Source organism: Mesorhizobium sp. M7A.F.Ca.ET.027.02.1.1, from assembly GCF_004022985.1.
GTDB lineage: Bacteria > Pseudomonadota > Alphaproteobacteria > Rhizobiales > Rhizobiaceae > Mesorhizobium.
On record NZ_RZOL01000074.1, the window covers coordinates 1 to 19,934 of the forward strand.

Sequence of the window (19,934 nt, forward strand, 5' to 3'; positions counted from 1 at the left end):
CCCCTGCCCTGACCCCGTTCACTGAAATCGAGGTCGGCCGCCGGACCTATGATCAACGCATCGACAATGAAGGCTTCGAGCGCTCGTCGACGCGGCTCGGCGCCCGCGCTGGCCTTGCACTCGACATGGGCGAGAAGCTGTCGGGCGAATTCTCGGCCGGCTGGCTCAGGGAAGCGATCGACGACAAAAACCTTGATGCAATCTCCGGTGCCACCGTCAACGCCGACCTCAAATGGTCACCGGAGCGCGGCACCACGATCGGCCTGACCGGGCGGACCACCGTCGAGCCCACGACCACATCAGGCGAAAGCGGCGACATCCTCTATTCCGGTCGCCTGACCGGCGAACGCCAGATTCGCGCCAACCTCACCGCCAATGCGGCTCTGGGCCTCGACTGGCGTGATTACATCGGCATCGATGGCCATGACAGGGTGTTGAGCGCCGAGGCCGGACTGACCTGGTGGCTGAACCGCTACGCCGGCCTCACCACAAGGGTAAGGACCGAGAAGCTGACCAGCAATCTGCCGGGCCGGGACTACACCGCCAACAGCATCTTCCTCGGCGTGAAAGTGCAGCGCTGAGGGCTTGCGTGCCCAACGTGCGTTGAGATCAGACCGGCCCTTCCGCGGACCGGCTGAACATCGACATCGACTTAAGATGCGGCGCCGCGGCGCTCGGATGGCTTCATCTCATCGAGAAGCGTGCGGATCACACCGGCCATGTTCTCGTTCATGTCGCTGCGCCACAGCGCGAAGGCGACGTTGGCCTCGACGAAGCCTTCCGGCGATCCGCAGTCGAACGTGCGGCCTCGATAGTGGTAGCCGTAGAAAGGCTGCTGCTTTTCCAGCTTCAGCATGGCGTCGGTGAGTTGGATCTCGTTGCCGGCGCCTTTTTCCTGGCCTTCAAGGATCTTGAAGATCTCCGGCTGCAGGATGTAGCGGCCGTTGATGTAAAGATTGGACGGCGCGGTGCCGGCCTTCGGCTTTTCCACCATCTCGGTGATGCGGAAACCGTGATGCGTGTCCTCGCCGCGGCCGACGATGCCGTATTTGTGGGTTTCGGCGGGAGCGCATTCCTGCACCGCGATGATGTTGTTGCCGGTCTCCTCGTAGAGCTCGACCATTGCCTTCGTGCAGCTCTTCTCCGACTGCATGATCATGTCGGGCAGCAACAGCGCGAAGGGCTCGTCGCCGACGAGTTCGCGGGCGCACCAGACGGCATGGCCAAGTCCCATCGGCACCTGCTGGCGTGTGAAACTGGTCTGCCCCGGCGCCGGCTGCAGCCGTTGCAGGCGGGCGAGCTGGTCGTCCTTGCCGCGCTGGGCCAGCGTGTCATAGAGTTCGAACTGGATGTCGAAATGGTCCTCGATGACGGCCTTGTTGCGGCCGGTGACGAAGATGAAATGCTCGATGCCGGCCTCGCGTGCCTCATCCACCACATACTGGATCACCGGCCGGTCGACGACGGTCAGCATTTCCTTGGGGACAGCCTTGGTGGCCGGGAGAAACCGTGTGCCGAGACCGGCGACCGGGAAGACTGCCTTGCGAACTCTCTTCATGCTTTCAATTATCCGTTTGAGGGCCAGCTCCGCAATCCCCGTTCCAAGACATTTTCACGCCGGAATTCGGGACTACTGGGCAACTGAGAGGAATGTCCACCGGTAAAGCTTCGAAGCGTCTTTTCGTTCCCGGTGGCGCCTATGGTAAACTAATTCCTAACCTGGTTCGGCGATGAATGGTCTTTCCTGAGACAGAGAAGGAGGAAAAGATGTCCGTTCGCAATGCCGCAAAAATTTTTACCAGCGTCATGGCGGCAGCCAGCCTATCGCTCGCTCTGCTGATGCCTGGCCCCGCTTTCGCCGATGCCGGTTTCCGGCAGTGGGTCGCCGGCTTCCGCGCCACCGCCGTGCAGAGCGGCGTTTCCGGCGCCCTCTACGACCAGGCCTTCAGGAACATCAGGGATATCGATCCGGTGGTGCTGGAGAAGGCGCGTACGCAGCCTGAATTCACGGCCCCTGCCTGGGACTATTTCGACAATCGCGTCCATGACCAGTCGGTCGCCGTCGGCCAGCAGATGGCCAGGAAATGGAAGCCGTGGCTGGACCGGATCGAGGCCAGGTTCGGTGTCAACCGCTACATCCTGCTGGCCATCTGGTCGATGGAATCGAACTATGGCGAGATCCTCAAGCGCGACGACGTCATGCGCAATGTCGTGCGCTCGCTGGCGACCTTGGCCTATGCCGATCCGAAGCGGGCGAAATTCGCCCGCACCCAGCTGGTCGCCGCGCTGAAGATCCTGCAGACCGGCGACATCGACGAAAGCCATCTGAGCGGATCCTGGGCCGGCGCCATGGGCCATACCCAGTTCATCCCGACCAGCTATCTGCACTATGCCGTCGACATGGACGGCAATGGCAAACGCGACATCTGGAATTCGATCCCCGATGCGCTGGCGACATCAGCCAATTTGTTGAAGAAGAATGGCTGGCAGGCTGGCAAGACTTGGGGCTATGAGGTTGCTTTGCCCGCTGGAAAGCTTCCCGGCGGCTCGAAAACACTGTCGCAATGGCAGGCGCTCGGCGTGGTCAGGGCCAACGGCAAGCCGTTCAAGAACGGCTCCGACAAGGCGACGCTGAAGGTGCCGGACGGCCGCAACGGGCCGGCCTTCCTGATGATCAAGAATTTCACGGTCATCAAAGCCTACAATAACGCCGACAAATATGCGCTGGCCGTCGGCCTTCTTGCCGACGAAATCGCCGGCTCCAGCGGTCTCGTGCAAGACTGGAAGCGGCCTTTCACCAAGCTCACTTTCGAGGAAAGGCAGGAGCTGCAGCAGCGGCTTTCCCAACATGGCCTTTATGACGGCAAGTTCGACGGCAAGATCGGCGACGGCTCGAAATCAGCCATCTTGGCCTTCCAGGCCAAGGCCGGCTTGACCCAGGACGGTTACCCGAGCATGGAAGTGCTGAAGTGGCTCCGGCAGAAATAGAGCCGCCTGCGGTGCCGCGCGGCCTTTCGGGCGCGCAAAGGACACTGTAGCAATCTGGTTGGCGCGGCATTTGCTGCGCCAAGGGATGGAGGAAACGATTGGCTTCGGCTGCGCGCATCGCAGGGCTTGTTCGTCGCATGCCGGTGCTCATCCTGGCCGTGATCGTGCTCGCCGTCGGTGTGGCTGGCGCCTTCCATGCGCCGGCCATGGCGCAGGAGCAGCAAAACCGCGGCTGGTCGCTGCGAGACCTTCTGTTCCCGCGCCGCAGCGAGCGCATCGAGCCGCCGCAGGACATCCAGAAGCCGAGGCCCAGGCCCAAGGCGAAAAAACCCCGCGCCCCGCGCCCGCCCGCGGAACCGGAAATCCCGGTGGTCGACAAGGCACCGGACGCCCGCACCGTGCTGGTGGTCGGAGACTTCATGGCGGCCGGCCTCGCCGAAGGCCTCGATACCGCCTTTGCCGAGAATGCCGGCGTCAGGATCGTCGTTCGCAGCAATGGTTCGTCCGGCTTCGTACGCGATGATTTCTACAACTGGCCCGAACAGATCAAATTGCTGATCGAGACCGAAAAACCTGCCGCCGTGATCGTCATGCTGGGTTCCAACGACCGCCAGCAGATGAAGGTGGGTGACGTGCGCGAACAGCCCCGCTCTGAAACCTGGACCAAGGAATATGAGCGCCGGACCGAGGCGTTCGGCAAAGCTGTCGCGGAGGCAAAGGTACCCTTCCTCTGGGTCGGCATGCCGGCGTTCCGGGTGTCGAAGATGACCTCCGATATGCTGGCCTTCAACGACATCTATCATCAGGCCGCTGAAAGCCATGGCGGTGAATTCGTCGACGTCTGGGACGGCTTCGTCGATGAGAACGGTGCTTTCGTCACCAGCGGCCCCGACATCAACGGCCAGCCGGTGCGGCTGCGCGCCGATGACGGCATCAACGTCTCGAGGGCGGGCAAGCGCAAACTTGCCTTCTACACCGAAAAACCGCTGCTGAAGATCCTCGGCCTGACCGCGCCTGGAAGCGTGATTACACCGTCCGCTCCGGCGGGCGCACCTGTCGAGGCGCCGGCGCCGGCCGCGGCCCCCATCGTTATCGACCGCACCGCGCCGATGCTGCTCAGCGATCCGGCACTCGACGGTGGCTCCGAATTGCTGGGCGCGGCACCGCCGGCGAAGGCCAATCCGGACTTGCCCGGTGAAAAGCTTGTGGTCGAGGGCAAGGCACCGATTGCATCGCCCGGCCGCGCCGACGATTTCTCATGGCCGCCAAAGGCCGCGACCGATACCACGACCGCGATCAATCGTTAGTATCGCTGCACGCTCCTGGGTTCAGCGCGGGAGAACGCTCGACCCCATCAACGCCTCGTCGATCGAGCGTGCCGCCTGGCGGCCCTCGCGGATCGCCCAGACGACCAGCGACTGGCCACGACGCACGTCGCCGGCCGCATAGAGCCTGTCCACGCTGGTCTTGTAGTCGCGGTCATTGGCCTCGACATTCCTGGAGCGGCGGCTGTCGGTGGCGATCTTCATCTCACCGTCCAATTCCTTCGCCACCCCGGCCGCGGCCGGCCCGGCAAAGCCGATGGCGATGAAGGCGAGATCGGCACGAATGACGAATTCGGTGCCGGCGATCGGCTTGCGCTTGTCGTCGACCTCGCAGCACTTGACGCCGGTCAGCTGGCCTTCCTCGCCGATGAATTCGAGTGTCGCCACCTGGAATTCGCGCTCCGCGCCTTCGGCCTGCGAGGACGAGGTGCGCATCTTGGTCGCCCAATAGGGCCAGACCGAAAGCTTGTCTTCCTTCTCCGGCGGCTGCGGACGGATGTCGAGCTGGGTGACGCGCACCGCACCCTGGCGAAAAGCAGTGCCGACACAGTCGGAGGCGGTATCGCCGCCGCCGACGACGACGACATGCTGGCCGCCGGCGATGATCGGATGCGACGGCCACGCCACCGACTGGATCGGTTCGCCGCCGACCCGCCTGTTCTGCTGCACCAGATAGGGCATCGCGTCATGCACGCCGCCGAGATCGTCGCCGGGAATGCCGGCCGCGCGCGGCGTTTCGGAACCGCCGCAATAGAGCACGGCATCATGTTCGGCGAGCAGCTCGGCAACCGGCTTGTCGACGCCGACATTGACGCCGCAATGGAAGGTCACGCCCTCACCCTGCATCTGCTCGATGCGCCGGTCGATATAGTGCTTCTCGATCTTGAAGTCGGGAATGCCGTAGCGCATCAGCCCGCCGGGCCGGCTTTCGCGCTCGTAGACATGGACATCGTGGCCGGCGCGGCCAAGCTGCTGGGCAGCCGCCATGCCGGCGGGGCCGGAGCCGATGACGGCGACGCGCTTGCCGGTCTTCTTCTCCGGCGGATAGGGCCTGATATGGCCGGTTTCATAGGCCTTGTCGGCGATCGCCTGCTCGACCGTCTTGATGGCGACGGGAATGTCCTCGAGGTTCAGCGTGCAGGCTTCCTCGCAGGGCGCGGGGCAGATGCGGCCGGTGAACTCCGGGAAATTGTTGGTCGAATGCAGGTTGCGGATCGCGTTGTCCCAGTCGCCATTGTAGACGAGGTCATTCCAGTCCGGAATCTGGTTGTGGATCGGGCAACCGGTCGGCCCATGGCAGAACGGAATGCCGCAATCCATGCAGCGCGCGGCCTGTTTCTCGACCTCCTTGTCGGACATCGGCAGCGTGAATTCACGGAAATGCCGGATGCGATCGGAGGCCGGCTGGTACTTGTGCACCTGCCGGTCGATTTCGAGAAAGCCTGTTACCTTGCCCATAGTCCAGTTCCTGCTGTCCAGATGGTGCGGTTTTCGCCGCACCCGTTAACCCCTTGAGGCAGCCATGGCAACCTTGCGCCGGAGGTCAAACTGTCGATGAAGATGGGCCGGGAAGCCTGGGCTCCCCGGCAATTGCAAAGCCTATTCCGCCGCGACGCCCATGCGCATGCGTTCCATCTCGATCAGGGCGCGGCGGTATTCGACCGGCATGATCTTGCGGAACTTCGGCCGGAAAATCGTCCAGTCGTCGAGAATCTCGCGGCCGCGCACCGACCCGGTGTAATGCACATGGTTGGAAATCAGCTGGTAAAGCCGCTCCTCGTCATGGCTGGTCATGTCGCCGGAGACGTCGACGCGACCCTTGTGATCGAGGTCGCCGCCATGGTGCAGCAGCCTTTCCATCAGATCGTCTTCTTCCGGAACCGGCTCCAGCTCGACCATCGCCATGTTGCAGCGCTCGGCGAAATCGCCCGCCTCGTCGAGCACATAGGCGACGCCGCCCGACATGCCGGCGGCGAAATTGCGGCCGGTCTTGCCGATGACGACGACGATGCCGCCCGTCATGTACTCGCAGCCATGGTCGCCGACGCCTTCGACGACGGCGGCGACGCCCGAATTGCGCACGGCGAAACGCTCGCCGGCGACGCCGGCAAAGTAGGCCTCGCCCTCGGTGGCGCCATAGAGCACCGTATTGCCGACGATGATGGACTCGGCGGCGACGATCTTGGCCTCTTCCGGCGGCCGGATGACGATGCGGCCGCCCGACAGGCCCTTGCCGACATAGTCATTGCCGGCGCCGACAAGCTCGAACGAGATGCCGCGCGCCAGGAAGGCGCCGAAGGACTGGCCGGCAGTGCCGGTCAGCTTCACCTGGATGGTGTCCTCGCGCAGGCCCTTGTGCTTGAAGCGCTTGGCCACTTCACCCGACAGCATGGCGCCCGCCGAGCGGTCGACATTGCGGATATCGACCTCGATCTTGACCGGCAGCTTGCTTTCGAGCGCAGGCTTTGCCAGCTCGATCAGCTTGCGGTCGAGCACGTCGTCGATCGGGTGCTTCTGGCGCTCGGTCCAGTGCACCGCCTCATGCGGCGCATCCGGCTTGAAGAACATCTTCGAGAAATCGAGCCCGCGCGCCTTCCAGTGCACGATCAGGTCGCGCTTCTCCAGAAGATCACTGTCGCCGATGATCTGGTCGATATGGGTGTAACCCATCTCGGCGAGCAGCTCCCTCACCTCTTCCGCCACGTAGAAGAAGAAGTTGATGACATGCTCGGGCGTGCCCTTGAAGCGCTTGCGCAGCACCGGATCCTGCGTCGCGACGCCGACCGGGCAGGTGTTGAGATGGCATTTGCGCATCATGATGCAGCCGGCCGCGATCAACGGCGCGGTCGAGAAGCCGAACTCGTCGGCGCCAAGCAGCGCGCCGATGATAACGTCTCGCCCCGTGCGCAGGCCGCCGTCGACCTGCAGCGCGACGCGCGACCGCAAGCCGTTCAGCACCAGCGTCTGGTGCGTCTCGGCAAGGCCCATTTCCCATGGGCTGCCGGCATGCTTGAGCGAGGTCAGCGGCGAGGCGCCAGTGCCGCCATCATAGCCCGAAATGGTGATGTGGTCGGCGCGTGCCTTGGCGACACCCGCCGCGACCGTGCCGACGCCGACTTCCGACACCAGCTTGACCGACACGTCGGCCGCCGGATTGACGTTCTTCAGATCGTAGATCAGCTGTGCCAGATCCTCGATCGAATAGATGTCGTGATGCGGCGGCGGCGAGATCAGGCCGACGCCGGGCGTCGAATGCCTGACCTTGGCGATGGTCGCGTCGACCTTGTGGCCGGGCAGCTGGCCGCCCTCGCCGGGCTTGGCGCCCTGCGCCACCTTGATCTGCATCATGTCGGAATTGACGAGGTATTCGGCCGTGACGCCGAAACGGCCCGAGGCGATCTGCTTGATCGCCGAGCGTTCGGGGTTCTTGCCGCCGCCAGGCAGCGGCAGATAGCGGTCGGCCTCTTCGCCGCCCTCGCCGGTGTTCGACTTGCCGCCGATCTGGTTCATCGCGCGCGCCAGCGTCGTGTGTGCTTCGCGCGAGATCGAACCGAACGACATCGCCCCGGTCGAGAACCGCTTGACGATGTCGGCCGCTGACATGACGTCGTCGAGCGCCACCTTCTTGCGGCCGGTCTCTCCGGCCAGCTTGATCTTGAACAGGCCGCGAATGGTCTGGGCGCGGGCCGTCTCGCTGTCGATCTGGGCGGAATAGTCCTTGAACGTTTCCCACGACCCCTGGCGCACGGCGTGCTGCAAGGTGGCGACCGCGTCGGGCGACCAGATATGCGCCTCGCCCCGCATGCGGAACATGTATTCGCCGCCGACCTCGAGGCTGTTGCGCAGCACGGGGTCGTTGCCGAAACCGTCATTGTGGCGGCTGAGCGTCTCTGCCGCGATCTCGTCCAGCCCGACGCCTTCGATCAGCGTCGCGGTGCCGGTGAAGTATTGCTGCACGAAATCGGTCTTCAGGCCGATGGCGTCGAAAATCTGCGCGCCACAATAAGACTGGTAGGTCGAGATGCCCATCTTGGACATCACCTTGAGGATGCCCTTGCCGATCGACTTGATGTAGCGCGAAACGACCTCGTAGGCGTCCACTTCCTTCGGCAGTTCGCCACGCTTGTGCATGTCGAGCAGCGTGTCGAAGGCAAGGTACGGATTGATCGCCTCGGCGCCATAGCCGGCAAGGCAGCAGAAATGATGCACTTCGCGCGGCTCGCCGGATTCGACGACGAGGCCGACCGAGGTGCGCAGCCCCTTGCGGATCAGGTGATGATGGACCGCGGCCGTAGCCAGCAGCGCCGGGATGGCGATGCGGTCCGGCCCGACCTGGCGGTCGGACAGGATGATGATGTTGTAGCCGCCGGCGACCGCCGCCTCCGCCCGCTCGCACAACCGGTCGATGGCGCCCTGCATGCCCGCGGCCCCTTCGGCCGAGCCATAGGTGATGTCGATCGTCTTGGTGTCGAAGCGGTCCTCGGTGTGGCCGATGGAACGGATCTTTTCGAGATCGCCATTGGTCAGGATCGGCTGGCGCACCTCGAGCCGCTTGCGGCGCGAATTGCCGACCAGGTCGAAGATGTTGGGCCGCGGCCCGATGAAGGACACCAGGCTCATCACCAGCTCCTCGCGGATCGGATCGATCGGCGGGTTGGTGACCTGGGCGAAGTTCTGCTTGAAGTAGGTGTAGAGGAGCTTCGACTTGTCCGACATCGCCGAGATCGGCGTGTCGGTGCCCATCGAGCCCACCGCCTCCTGGCCTGTCGTCGCCATCGGCGACATCAACAGCTTGGTGTCTTCCTGGCTATAGCCGAATGCCTGCTGGCGATCGAGCAGGCTGACATCCTTGCGCAGCGCGCGCGGCTCGACCGGCTTCAAATCTTCGAGGATGAGCTGTGTGTTGGCGAGCCAGGTCTTGTAGGGATGCTTGGTCGCGATTTCCGACTTGAGCTCCTCGTCGGAGACGATACGCCCCTTCTCCAGGTCGATCAGAAGCATCCGGCCTGGCTGCAGCCGCCACTTCTTGACGATCTTCTCCTCGGGCACCGGCAGCACGCCGGCTTCCGAGGCCATGATGACGCGGTCGTCATCGGTGACGATGTAGCGTGCCGGGCGCAGGCCATTGCGGTCGAGCGTGGCGCCGATCTGGCGGCCATCGGTGAAAACCACCGCCGCCGGTCCATCCCACGGCTCCATCAGTGCCGCATGGTATTCGTAGAAGGCCTTGCGATCGGCATCCATGAGCTTGTTGCCGGCCCAGGCTTCCGGGATCAGCATCATCATGGCATGGCTGAGCCTGTACCCGCCCTGGAACAGGAACTCGAGCGCATTGTCGAAGCAGGCGGTGTCGGACTGGCCGTCGTATGAGATCGGCCACAGCTTCGAGATGTTGTTGCCGAACAGTTCGGAATCGACCGACGCCTGGCGCGCAGCCATCCAGTTGTTGTTGCCGCGCACGGTGTTGATCTCGCCATTGTGGGCGACCATGCGGTAGGGATGCGCCAGCTTCCAAGACGGGAAGGTGTTGGTCGAGAAGCGCTGGTGGACGAGGATCAGCGCGGTCTCGAAGCGCGGATCGATCAGGTCCTTGTAATAGGCGCCGACCTGATAGGCCAGGAACATGCCCTTGTAGACGATGGTGCGCGCCGACAGCGACACGCAATAGGCGCCGATGTCCTTGTTGTCGTTCTCGGCGTAGATGCGGCCCGATATGACCTTGCGCAGCAGATAGAGCCTGGCCTCGTATTCCTCGTCATCGGTAATGTCTGGCGTGCGGCCGATGAAGATCTGCCGGTGGAACGGCTCGGATGCCACGATGTCAGGCGCCTTCGACAGCGACGAATTGTCGACGGGCACGTCACGGAAACCGATGAGCGGAAGCCCCTCGGATTGCGCCGATTCGACAATGATGTCCTCGATATGGGCGCGAAGGGCCGCGTCCTGCGGCATGAACCAGTGTCCGACGCCGTACTGACCCGCCGGCGGCAGCTCGATGCCCTGGGCCGCCATCTCCTCACGGAAGAACTGGTCGGGAAGCTGCACCAGCACGCCGGCGCCATCGCCGACCAGCGGATCGGCGCCAACGGCGCCGCGATGCGTCAGGTTTTCGAGCACAGCCAGCCCGTCCTTGACGATCTGATGCGACTTCACGCCCTTCATATTGACGATGAAGCCGACGCCGCAGGCGTCATGCTCGTTGCGCGGATCGTAGAGGCCCTGGGCGGAAAAGCCGTTGGCGGTTCGGCTAATATTGGATCGCAAGGTGGTTTTGACGGTTGCCGCTTTCGTCTGCGCGGCCTGGCCGTTCGTCGCAGAGTGCGTCATGTCCGTCATCTCCTGTCCTCCATTCCCAGCCATTCAGGCGCTGGTTTGCCTCGGCAAGCGCTTGGCTCACCCTGATCCTTGTGGCACGTCTTGCGAAATCCTTGCCGAACCAGGCGGCTTTCCGCATGGAACGCATCTGGTAATCGTACAGGCCAGAGTCTGGCTGTCCACCTGTCGCTCGCGGCAACAGCCGGAGAGGCCCAATGATACGCCAATCCGGCTCGTTTTGTGCGACAAAATAAGACAGCACTACTGTCCTAAATTTTTATGGCAGAAATCCGGGACGCACACAAGACCGATTCACAAAAAACTTGGGCTTTTCGCGACAGAAAATGTCGTCAAGTCCGGGAAAAACGTAAGCTTCAGTCGTCGACCTGGGCTTTGTCGGTTGGCTGGCTTTACTGTTTTTCCGGCGCCTGGCCCCTTGCGGTCCGCTCGCGAAACCGGTCAAATTCAAGCTGATCTCCCCAACCCCCCGACCTCCCAAGACATAGGCAGATGCATGTTCTTCGCTTCCGACAATTGGGCAGGCGCCCATCCCAATATTGCCGCCGGCCTGTCGGCCAATGCCGGCGGCTTTTCCACCGCCTATGGCGATGGTGCGCTCGACCGGGCAGTCTACCAGCGCTTCAGCGAGATTTTCGAACGCGAGGTCGCGGTTTTCTTCGTCGCCACCGGCACGGCCGCCAACTCGCTGGCGCTGACCACTTACAACAAGCCAGGCGGCATTTCCTTCGCCCACCGCGAATCGCATGTCATCGAGGATGAATGCGGCGCGCCGGTGTATTTTTCCGGCGGCTCGCGCCTGCATGACATCGATGGCCCGCTGGGCAAGATCGACCCGCACAATCTGGAAAGGACCATCGCCCGTTTTGCGCCCGAAATCGTCCATTGGGGACGGCCGATGGCCGTTTCGATCACCCAGTCGACCGAGGTCGGCACCATCTACGGCCTGGATGAGATCGAGACGATCTCGGCGATCGCCAAGAAGCATTCGGTGCCCCTGCACATGGATGGCGCCCGCTTTGCCAACGCGCTGGTCGCGCTTGAGACGACACCGGCCGAAATGACCTGGAAACGCGGCGTCGACATCCTCTCCTTCGGCGGCACCAAGAACGGCTGCTGGTGCGCCGAGGCGATCGTGCTGTTCGATCTTGATCGCGCCAAGGAATTGGCCTTCCTGCGCAAGCGCGCCGCCCAGTTGTTTTCGAAATCGCGCTTCGTTGCAGCGCAGTTCGAGGCCTATTTCAAGGACGGATTGTGGCTGGACACCGCCCGCCACGCCAACGCCATGGCCGCGCGCCTTGCCGCGGCGATCGAGGATTCGGCAACGGCGAAGCTGGCCTGGCTGCCGCAAGCCAATGAGGTGTTCGCGGTGATCAAGAAGGCCGAGGCTGAAAAGCTGCAGGCAGCGGGTGCCGCCTTCTACGACTGGCACAAGCCGCACGGTTTCGACGGTCATATCGGCGAGGACGAGTTGCTCTATCGCTTCGTCACCAGCTTCGCGACGACGGCCGAAGATGTCGACCGCTTTGGCCAGCTGATCGCAGGATAATCAATATCCCTGACAACAAAAAAGCGGCGCCTTTCGGCGCCGCTTCCGTCTCGGGAGGAGACTTGTACTTTAGGCAGCGGTCTTGGCCTCGATCTGCTTGGCCTTGGCCGAAGACGCCGTAATGGCGATCTTGCGCGGCTTCAGCTCCTCGGGGATGTTGCGCTTGAGGTCGACGAAGAGCAGGCCGTTCTTCAGCGAAGCACCGACGACTTCAACGTGATCGGCAAGCTGGAAGCGGCGCTCGAAAGCCCTTGAGGCAATGCCGCGATAGAGCAGTTCGGACCCTTCGCCGGTGCCCTCGTCTTTGCGCTCACCTTTCACGGTCAGCACATTGCGATGGGCTTCGATCGAGATTTCCTCGTCCGAGAAGCCGGCAACCGCCATCGAGATGCGGTAGGAATCCTCACCGGTGCGCTCGATGTTGTAGGGCGGATAGGTCTGCGCGCCATCCGGCTGCGCGAGCGAATCGAGCATCGTGAAGAGACGATCGAAGCCGACGGTCGAGCGATAAAGCGGGGAAAAATCAACGTGACGCATGAGGTGTTCTCCTGTTGAGCAACATGGTTTGCGTATGGCCGGTGCGAAACCCTTGAGCGGCGTTTCGGGTGGGCCAGCGGCCCCGACATTGGCGACCGCACGAGACATTTGGGGAGCGCTGGAAAGCATTTCAAGATTTCACCTGGCGGCAAAAGCCACGGCGCCCGGACCCTTGATGAACGGCAGATGAACCGGCACTTCGGCGCGCGTTCAGGCGGCCGGCGCTAAAGTCTATTCCAGGATCAAGGACTGGCGGCGCCGATTGCACAACAGGCACCGCAACGAGGCCGACCGGGTGTAACGTCCCTTCCTCCCGGATCGACAGAGGCCGGAAGCACGCTTTCGAGCGGCTTCCGGCCTTCCCTGATGCAGCCTCCCCTTCACCGGGAATTCCTTGGCTTTTGGCGCATGGGCGTCTATCACCTTAGCGGAGCCGGCCAGCGCAGGCGGGCATGCGAGACGCCGAGCACGAAGCGCCGAATGACGGATCTTTTCACCGAAAACTCCCTTTTTCACGAAGTCGAGGGCAATCCGCGGCCGGAAAATGCCACCGGCGGCTTCTTCACCACGCGTGACCGCAAGAATATCCGCTACGGCCTGTTCGGCGCGGTCGCTCGCCCGATGAAGGGCACCGTGGTCCTGCTCACCGGCCGCAACGAGTGCATCGAGAAATATTTCGAAACCATCCGCAACCTTGCCGATCGCGGCTTTGGCGTCGCCACGCTCGATTGGCGCGGCCAGGGCGATTCCGACCGGCTGATCCACGATCACCAGCGCGGCTACGTCAGCAGCTTCCGCGACTACACCGCCGACCTCGAACAGTTCTTCGAGGAGATCGTGCTGCCCGATTGCCGCGGACCGTACTACATCCTCGCCCATTCGGCAGGTGCCTTGATCACCCTGCTTGCCGCCCCATCGATGGTGAACCGCATCCGGCGCATGGTGCTGATCGCGCCCTTCCTGACGCTGCCCGACCTGCCGGTCTCGATCTCGACGGTTCGCCGCGTCTGTTCCCTGTTCTGCGCTATCGGCCTCGGCCGGCTCTACGCCGCCTGGGGTCCGCGGCCGAGGGCAACGGCCCCTTTCGAGACCAACAAGCTGACATCGGACCCGGAGCGCTATCGGCGCAACACGCGGATCTACGAAGAATACCCGCAACTGGCGCTTGGCGGGCCGACGATCCGCTGGCTGCAGGCAGCCGCGAAAGCATCGGAAGCCGTCAGCGACCCCGATTTGATGGCTCGGATCCAGGTCCCGCTGCTGATCATCGCCGCCGGCGCCGACCAGGTCGTCTCGACCAGGGCCGTGGAAGCCTACGCCAGACGTCTGCGGCTCGGTTCATTGCTGATGATCGATGGCTCCCGTCACGAAATCCTGCAGGAAGCCGACATCTACCGCGAGCAATTGCTCGCCGCCTTCGACGCCTTCATTCCCGGCAGCGACGACCCCACAGCCTGACGGGCGCCGGTCGCTGGCCCGCTCCCCAAGGGGTGCCGCCGGCAGTAAAACGACTGCTTCAAGCGGTCGGCATCACCTGAATGGCGGCGGACGCTCGTTTAGCCGCGCAGGGCGGCCATGGCGGCGGCATGAAGTTCCGGCGTCGCCGCGGCGAGTACATCGCCGCCCTGTTCCGCCGGCCCGCCATCGAATGTGGTGACGACGCCGCCTGCCTTTTCGATGATCGGGATCAGCGCCACGATGTCGTAGGGCTTCAATCCGGGATCGGCGACGATGTCGACGCTTCCCGAGGCGATCATGGCGAAGGCATAGCAATCGGCGCCATAGCGGGCGAGCTGGATCTGTCTTTCGAATGCATCGTAACGGTTGCGCGCCTCGCCCTTGAACAGGGCCGGCGTGGTGGTGAACAGCGTCGCCTGGTCCAACTTCGTCGTCTTGCGGGTCGTCAGTTTTCGCGGCCCGCCTGGCCCCTCATAATGGGAGCCCGAGCCGTTGGCGTAGAAAAGCTCGCCGGTGAAGGGCTGCGCCATCATGCCGGCAACGGCGTCGCCGTCGATCGTCAGCCCGACCAGTGTGCCCCACACCGGCAGGCCGGAAATGAACGCGCGCGTGCCGTCGATCGGGTCAATCACCCAGACGTGCCGGCTCGAAATGTTCTCGCTGCCATGCTCCTCGCCTAGAATACCATGATCGGGATACTCAGCCGATATCAGAGCCCGGATGGCGCGCTCGGCCTCGCGATCGGCCTCGGTGACCGGATCAAAACTGCCCTGTTCCTTGTTGGCGACCGCACCTTGGGCACGAAAGCGCGGCAAGGTCTCCGCCGCTGCCGCCTGCGCGATGCGACGCATGAAATCGATGCTGATGTCCAACTGATTCTCCCGCATTGCAGCATGCCCGAGCCCGGCTTTGCCGCCAATTTCGTGCCAAAACAAGGGTGTCGAGGATTTTTCCGCGACGGCATCTGTTGCCTGGATGTCACACAGGCGCCATCGAAACGCAATTTCCACATCAGAGTGAATTAAAAAAGGCTGAAGGTCGCTTGACATTTGTGCAACGCACAATACCCTCAATCTCGGACAGGGTTTCCTGTCCATGCCCTCCTTGGGCGTTTCCTCCCTAGACTTCGACCGTATCGTGCAAACGATGCGGTCTTTTTTTATGGCGCCATTCAGTCCGCGGCCAGCGGCAGGTTATTCACTCCGCGGCCAGTGGCAAGTCGATGAAATGATGATCGGGCATCGACATCAGGTCGGCTGAGAACCGCGTCAGATCGTCGGCCAGCGCATCGAAGCCGGCAGCCTTCTCGAATGTCCGCTCGTTCATATAGAGCCCCCGGTTGACCTCGATCTGCAGCGCGTGCAGATGGCGCGCCGGGCGGCCATAGTGCTCGGTGATGAAGCCGCCGGCATAGGGCTTGTTGTGGGCGACCGAATAGCCCATGGCGCTGAGCAGGCCGATCGCGGTGTCGGTCAGGGCGGCCGTTGCCGAGATGCCGAAACGGTCGCCGATGATGAAGTCGGGCCGCTGGCCGCTGTCGCCGACCCTGATGCTCGCCGGCATCGAATGACAGTCGATCAGCACGGCAAAGCCGAACCGCGCATGGGTTCTGGTCAACAGCCGCTTCAGCGTCTCGTGATAGGGCTTGTAGACGGCCTCGATGCGGGCGACCGCTTCGGCCAGCGGCAAGCGGCCGGAATAGATGTCGAGCCCCTCGCCGACCAGCTTCGGCACCGTGCCCAGCCCGCCGGCCACCCGTGCCGAGCGGATGTTGCAGAAGGACGGCACCGGCTCGGCGAACATGCGCGGATCAAGCTCCCACGGTTCACGGTTGACGTCGAGATAGGCCCTCGGGAAATTCGCCGCCAGCAGCGGTGCGCCGAGCGCGACGGTCCCGCCGAACAGCTCATCGACGTAGCAGTCCTCGGACCGGCGGATGGCGTTGCGGTCCAGCCTTGCCATGGCAAGGAAGCGCTCCGGATAGTAGCGGCCGCTATGCGGTGAGTTGAAGAGGAAGGGGACGCGCTGCTCGACGCCCGACCGGATTTCGAAGGGTGGAAAGACCGAAAAATCCTCGGCTGCCGTCTTCAATTTGAACGAACCCGAAAACACCAGTGCATCATGATGTGAAAGTGCCACCTTGCAAGCCTCGTGTCCAGCATTTCGGCCGCAGCACACGCCCGGCAAATATGGATCATCCCCGTCAGCGTTCACTTGATGTTTACCCTCACCTCCTCATATACAGGATGGTTAACGGGCTTGCCCAACGGCAACCTCGGGCGGGTGATTCGGACGGGATATCATGGCACGCATTCTTCTGGCGGAAGACGACGACGATATGCGTCGGTTCCTCGTCAAGGCGCTGGAGCGCGCCGGTTACCAGGTCAGCGATTTCGACAATGGCGCCAGCGCCTATGAGCGGCTGCGCGAGGAGCCTTTCTCGCTGCTGTTGACCGACATCGTCATGCCGGAGATGGACGGCATCGAACTGGCGCGGCGTGCCACAGAGATCGATCCTGATCTGAAAGTCATGTTCATCACCGGTTTCGCCGCCGTTGCGCTGAACCCGGATTCCAAGGCGCCGAAAGACGCCAAGGTGCTGTCGAAGCCCTTTCACCTGCGCGACCTCGTCAACGAGGTCGAGAAGATGCTGCAGGCGGCCTGAGCCCTTTTCTAGGCGAGGCGCCGCACCTCTTCGCCACTGCGGCGAGACGACGCCTTCTTTCCTTTTTCCTGCTATTGACGCGCTGGATCAAAAATGGTGTATGCGCGGCTTCGGATGGGCGTGTAGCTCAGCGGGAGAGCACTGCATTGACATTGCAGGGGTCACAGGTTCAATCCCTGTCACGCCCACCATCCAACCAGACAAGCAGATCTTGCATCGGCATTTCCCGGCTGGTTCCCCAGAGGTAGAGAGGTTCGCATAGGTTGACTTATAGCCTGCACCTGGCGCAACGCCGCATGCAGTGCTTGAGCTTGGCGAACGGTTTGTCGATTTGGGCTGAGGTCCGGACTATAGGGGCAGGAAGAAGAGCCCTTGCGAAGCCAGCCTACTGGTCATCGTCATCGCCATTGTCTGGATTGTCGACCAAACATCCCGCGCCGTGACACCCTTGGTAATTGCCTTGAGTGTCGAAATTCGGATTGCCGTCCTTGTCGTAACTCGGCCTTGGGTCGATGTAGCTGTCGTTCTTTCGACGCGCTTCCTTGCGATCCTTGTCTCTCTGTTCCTGCGCGGCTATGCGATCCATTGAGCGCTGCTCGTCTTCTGAACGTTGTGAGGTCTGTTGCATCATGCAGTCGGCAAACCTGTTGGTTCCTGGCCTATAGCCGTAAGAAGCGCACTGTTGCTGATCCATTGCGCGCTGATCCTCAGCGCTGACGCAACCAGCAACCGCCAACGGCACAAGCGCGATCAGCACATATCTCATCTTGAAATTCGGCATTTTGTCACTCCAGATCATTCTGATGGCACCGGGCAAGAGAGGTCACCCTCCTGGCAGTTCAGGTAGGCCCTCAACTGCCTGGTGCGAGCCTTGGTCAGTTCAGCCTGACAAGCAGCGGCAACCATCGGCGCCGCGGAGCCACCATCGTCACCGCTGGATTGAAACGTGCATTCGGCGTTGCGGAACGCAATCCACGCTCTCTGCGCTTTCACCAACCGTGCCTTGCCGTCGGAATCATCCGTAAGCCGCTTCTGGATTTGCTTGAAGGTTTGGTTCAACGCCTGATCGGCTCTTTTGAAGTCCGAAGCTGGATCAGCCAGAGCCGCGGTGGCGGCGAACGACAGCATGGCGACGCCAGCAAGTAGAAAACGCATGATTGTATCCCCGGAATGAAAACAACCACAAGTAAGCACGCATGGGGGCAGCCGACAAGCACCGAAAAATTAGTAAGCAAAGGGTTGTCGGGTTCAACAACGCAGGACGGACGAGGCTGGGGCCGTGAGGTGATATGCGGTGAATGGCCGCCACAAGCTGACGTTGAGATTTGCCGTTTCACCATTGTCGTGGGCGGCGCCGGCGAGTTTCGCAACCCGGTCCTGACAGACCGGACGCCGGACGCAAACGCCGTCGCGGAAAGCTGTGCGCCCGTCCCGGTGCTGACCGGGACGGGCGACAGGCAATCAGATCATTGCGGCTCTGGATCAGGCGTATTTCCCGGCCTGTCGCCGCCGCCCTTGCCTTCACGGCAAGGCTCGCCGATGCCGCAGCATTTGCCGTTGTAGGTGACGCCGGGCTTCAGCTTGTCGCATTCCCTGGGAGCGGTTGTCTTGCAGCCGGCCAGCACCGAAACGGCGATGGCGGCCAAAAGGACGTTTCTTGAAACAGTAAACATCAGACGTTCTCCTTGATGGACCATGTTTGGACACATCGCTTGGTCGCGCCTCGGGAGAAATTGGTTCACAAGAAAATTGCGATCACCGGCGGAATCTTTTTGCGAGCTTGCCTTCGCGTGAAGGCGCATCGCCGATGCCGGGGCATTTGCCATGCTATGTGGTTTTCGGATTTGATTTATCGCATTGTCTTGTCGGCGTTGCCTGCAACCTGCCGTGACCGATGCAGCAGAACCGTAACAGGACATTCGCAACATTGCAGGCGAGAGACGTTTTCCATGATTGATCGCGTTGGACAATTCAGGGCTTGGTCGCCTCACACTCAGAAATGGTCCAGGGTCGAAGCCGGAATGGTTGGCGAAACTGCGCGCATTCCCGAGGCGGTGATCGGGTCTCCTTGCGTGCCGTCATGAGTTCACAGTCCAGAAGGGAAAAACTGTCGCCTTGGCCGAAGATACATCGCGAACTGAACCGTGTGCGCACGCAATTGCAGTCGCCGTGGTCGACATTGGGCAACGCGCTCATTTCCGCAAAGCAGAACGCTGAATACCGACGCGAACTCGGCAAGCGGATCGAAGCCGCCCGCGAGACTTACACGGCGTCGCCGATCTCGCAGATTGCCGACAGCTTCATGCTCGTCCGGATCATCGGCAATGATCTGGAACCGCGACACCGCAAGGGCCAGTCATTCGACAACGTGCTGTTCATTCTGGACAACGAACCGGTCTTCGACGCCTGCGAAAAATTCTAATCGTCAATCGGATAGTCGACACCGACGAGGAAGCCCGGATCATCGGCCTGCTCGAAAGCCGCCGTCAGAATTTTCACACAATCCCCTTCGAACTCGATGCGTACCGGAAGATATCCTGGGACGTCGACCAGCTTGTTGCCGGCGACCTCAGATTCTCAGAGAAGGGCCGGGCGAGCGGAAAGTCCGCGCGTTACGAAACGCACATCCGCCGCAGCAAGAACCTCTATGTGATGAACAACAATGGGGCTCGCAACGCCGCGCTCGCGATTGCCCGCGGCAGGGCAAAATGGCTGATGCCCTGGGACGGGAACTGCTACCTGACAGGCTCTGCGTTCCAGCGGATACGGTCCGCGATCGAGAGAAACCCGCACCTTCCCTACGCTGTGGTGCCCATGGCGCGTATTGTCGACAATGCGCTTCTGCTGGACCAGAGCTTCCAGCCGCCGGCCGAGGAAGAGCCGCAGATCATATTTCGAGCCGATACCACGCAACTGTTCGACGAAAACTATGGCTACGGAAGGCGGCCAAAAATCGAGATGCTGTGGCGGTTGGCAGTTCCCGGCCCCTGGGATCGCTACCGCGACGACGCCTGGGATTTTCCACGCCCGGTCCGGGCAGCGGATGCCGGGCTGCTCCAGAAAGCGGGCTGGGTGGCGC

Annotated in this window: 16 protein-coding genes, 1 tRNA gene and 1 pseudogene; 9 read left to right on the forward strand and 9 right to left on the reverse strand. The window is 62.3% G+C overall.

Going from position 1 to position 19,934, the window contains the following annotated elements; all coding sequences use genetic code 11:
• The coding region (locus tag EN749_RS11350; RefSeq protein WP_145990903.1) for an outer membrane beta-barrel protein at positions 1–581 on the forward strand (581 nt) is incomplete at its 5' end.
• Between the two features lie 71 nt (positions 582–652).
• On the opposite strand, the gene galU is transcribed toward EN749_RS11350, so the two are convergent.
• Positions 653–1,558 carry a UTP--glucose-1-phosphate uridylyltransferase GalU gene (gene galU / locus EN749_RS11355; protein ID WP_127270261.1) on the reverse strand — a complete coding sequence of 302 codons (906 nt, stop codon included), beginning with the start codon at positions 1,556–1,558 and terminating at the stop codon, positions 653–655.
• 209 nt (positions 1,559–1,767) lie between these two features.
• On the opposite strand from galU, the gene EN749_RS11360 reads away from it, so the two are divergent.
• Both EN749_RS11360 and EN749_RS11365 read left to right on the forward strand, forming a co-directional pair.
• Entirely contained in the window at positions 1,768–2,988 is a 1,221-nt protein-coding gene (locus EN749_RS11360) for a lytic murein transglycosylase (RefSeq protein WP_127381663.1), read from the forward strand.
• Between the two features lie 98 nt (positions 2,989–3,086).
• Positions 3,087–4,295: a DUF459 domain-containing protein gene (locus EN749_RS11365; protein WP_127381664.1), complete on the forward strand. Its 1,209-nt coding sequence runs from the start codon at positions 3,087–3,089 to the stop codon at positions 4,293–4,295.
• 21 nt (positions 4,296–4,316) lie between these two features.
• Here EN749_RS11365 and EN749_RS11370 read toward each other — a convergent pair whose 3' ends face one another.
• Together EN749_RS11370 and gltB are read right to left on the reverse strand one after the other, a co-directional pair.
• Entirely contained in the window at positions 4,317–5,771 is a 1,455-nt protein-coding gene (locus EN749_RS11370; RefSeq protein WP_127272441.1) for a glutamate synthase subunit beta, read from the reverse strand.
• Positions 5,772–5,912: 141 nt separating this feature from the next.
• Positions 5,913–10,649 (reverse strand): glutamate synthase large subunit, encoded by a 4,737-nt coding sequence (gene gltB / locus EN749_RS11375; RefSeq protein WP_128363167.1) that lies wholly within the window; start codon positions 10,647–10,649, stop codon positions 5,913–5,915.
• 493 nt (positions 10,650–11,142) lie between these two features.
• On the opposite strand from gltB, the gene EN749_RS11380 reads away from it, so the two are divergent.
• Positions 11,143–12,195: a low specificity L-threonine aldolase gene (locus EN749_RS11380; RefSeq protein ID WP_128363168.1), complete on the forward strand. Its 1,053-nt coding sequence runs from the start codon at positions 11,143–11,145 to the stop codon at positions 12,193–12,195.
• A gap of 69 nt (positions 12,196–12,264) precedes the next feature.
• On the opposite strand, the gene EN749_RS11385 is transcribed toward EN749_RS11380, so the two are convergent.
• Complete coding sequence (locus tag EN749_RS11385) at positions 12,265–12,732, reverse strand: Hsp20 family protein (RefSeq protein WP_013529716.1); 468 nt, start codon at positions 12,730–12,732, stop codon at positions 12,265–12,267.
• 480 nt (positions 12,733–13,212) lie between these two features.
• Here EN749_RS11385 and EN749_RS11390 point away from each other — a divergent pair, with 480 nt between their 5' ends.
• Positions 13,213–14,190, forward strand: a complete 978-nt coding sequence (locus tag EN749_RS11390) for an alpha/beta hydrolase (RefSeq protein ID WP_128363169.1) — start codon at positions 13,213–13,215, stop codon at positions 14,188–14,190.
• 98 nt (positions 14,191–14,288) lie between these two features.
• On the opposite strand, the gene hisN is transcribed toward EN749_RS11390, so the two are convergent.
• Together hisN and EN749_RS11400 are read right to left on the reverse strand one after the other, a co-directional pair.
• Positions 14,289–15,062, reverse strand: coding sequence for a histidinol-phosphatase (gene hisN, locus EN749_RS11395; protein WP_127290528.1), 774 nt, complete (start codon positions 15,060–15,062; stop codon positions 14,289–14,291).
• Between the two features lie 325 nt (positions 15,063–15,387).
• Positions 15,388–16,329, reverse strand: coding sequence for an N-formylglutamate amidohydrolase (locus tag EN749_RS11400; protein ID WP_127329367.1), 942 nt, complete (start codon positions 16,327–16,329; stop codon positions 15,388–15,390).
• A gap of 163 nt (positions 16,330–16,492) precedes the next feature.
• Here EN749_RS11400 and EN749_RS11405 point away from each other — a divergent pair, with 163 nt between their 5' ends.
• Both EN749_RS11405 and EN749_RS11410 read left to right on the forward strand, forming a co-directional pair.
• Positions 16,493–16,855, forward strand: coding sequence for a response regulator (locus EN749_RS11405; protein WP_006199474.1), 363 nt, complete (start codon positions 16,493–16,495; stop codon positions 16,853–16,855).
• Positions 16,856–16,971: 116 nt separating this feature from the next.
• A tRNA-Val gene (locus EN749_RS11410) sits at positions 16,972–17,046 on the forward strand.
• A gap of 194 nt (positions 17,047–17,240) precedes the next feature.
• On the opposite strand, the gene EN749_RS11415 is transcribed toward EN749_RS11410, so the two are convergent.
• From EN749_RS11415 to EN749_RS11425, 3 genes are all read right to left on the reverse strand, one after another.
• Complete coding sequence (locus tag EN749_RS11415) at positions 17,241–17,636, reverse strand: hypothetical protein (RefSeq protein WP_127270519.1); 396 nt, start codon at positions 17,634–17,636, stop codon at positions 17,241–17,243.
• Between the two features lie 14 nt (positions 17,637–17,650).
• Entirely contained in the window at positions 17,651–18,010 is a 360-nt protein-coding gene (locus EN749_RS11420; protein WP_127272393.1) for a lysozyme inhibitor LprI family protein, read from the reverse strand.
• 311 nt (positions 18,011–18,321) lie between these two features.
• Entirely contained in the window at positions 18,322–18,528 is a 207-nt protein-coding gene (locus tag EN749_RS11425; protein ID WP_127267240.1) for a hypothetical protein, read from the reverse strand.
• A gap of 407 nt (positions 18,529–18,935) precedes the next feature.
• On the opposite strand from EN749_RS11425, the gene EN749_RS37675 reads away from it, so the two are divergent.
• Both EN749_RS37675 and EN749_RS38200 read left to right on the forward strand, forming a co-directional pair.
• The gene (locus EN749_RS37675) at positions 18,936–19,277 is read left to right on the forward strand and encodes a hypothetical protein (protein ID WP_189367465.1); all 342 of its coding nucleotides are present in this window, start codon (positions 18,936–18,938) and stop codon (positions 19,275–19,277) included.
• Between the two features lie 392 nt (positions 19,278–19,669).
• Positions 19,670–19,934 (forward strand): annotated as a pseudogene (locus EN749_RS38200) (hypothetical protein); the annotation flags it as partial.